We start from the raw sequence: 671 nt of genomic DNA, 5'->3' as shown, positions 1-671 counted from the left end.
TCGGTCAGAACTTCATATGCGGCCATGATCGGCCTCCAATCGCTCAAGTGTTCGAGTCCATGGTCCCTCAAGGAAAGTATTCGCACAACTACCACATATGACCGTAAATAGAGTCATAGTGTGCTACTCTATTCTGATCGACCGCGTCTGAGGGGCGAATCAGACGAGAAAGACGACCCGTAGCGGAGGCGTGCCCATGACAGCAGGCGACAGTAGCGAGAACGCGCAGTGGCGCAAGGCCGAAGGAGCGCCGCACCTCGTAGAGGCGGTCAGGCCGGACATGGAGAAGCGGCTGAAGTACCTCGAGGCTCTACCTGCAGGTAACTACAACGGCGAGGATCCCAGTGACCGCAAGTACGTTGAGGAAGCCCTCCGGCAGGTGTCTCACCTGATTCACGACGCTGAGTGGCTGCGCCGAGTGCTGATCGACGAAGTCAACGCACGCAACCTCATCCCCCAACGAGCAACCGCAGGCCTGGCAGGCGTCTCATACACCACTGTCCAACGCTGGAAGAACGAGCCGCTTCAGGCCTTCGCCAGCGAGTTCGGCCCCGACGTGCCACAACTCGACACCTAACGCAACCTCAGGGCGCCGCGAACAACTCGATATCGAGCTGCAGCGCGAGAAGGGATTCTTAGCGGCTGCGCCGAGAAATCTGTTACTAGACCGA

The 671-nt window shown here is 58.9% G+C and carries 1 protein-coding gene; it reads left to right on the top strand.

Annotated features, from left to right (window positions below):
- The first annotated feature begins 196 nt into the window (after nucleotides 1-196).
- Nucleotides 197-577, top strand: a complete 381-nt coding sequence (locus ON058_RS11055) for a hypothetical protein (protein WP_274669116.1) — start codon at nucleotides 197-199, stop codon at nucleotides 575-577.
- The last annotated feature ends 94 nt before the right edge of the window (nucleotides 578-671 follow it).

It is taken from the genome of Demequina sp. B12, assembly GCF_028823635.1.
GTDB lineage: Bacteria > Actinomycetota > Actinomycetes > Actinomycetales > Demequinaceae > Demequina.
The sequence above is the reverse complement of the archived record's forward strand: the minus strand, read 5'-3'. Positions and strand labels throughout refer to the sequence as shown.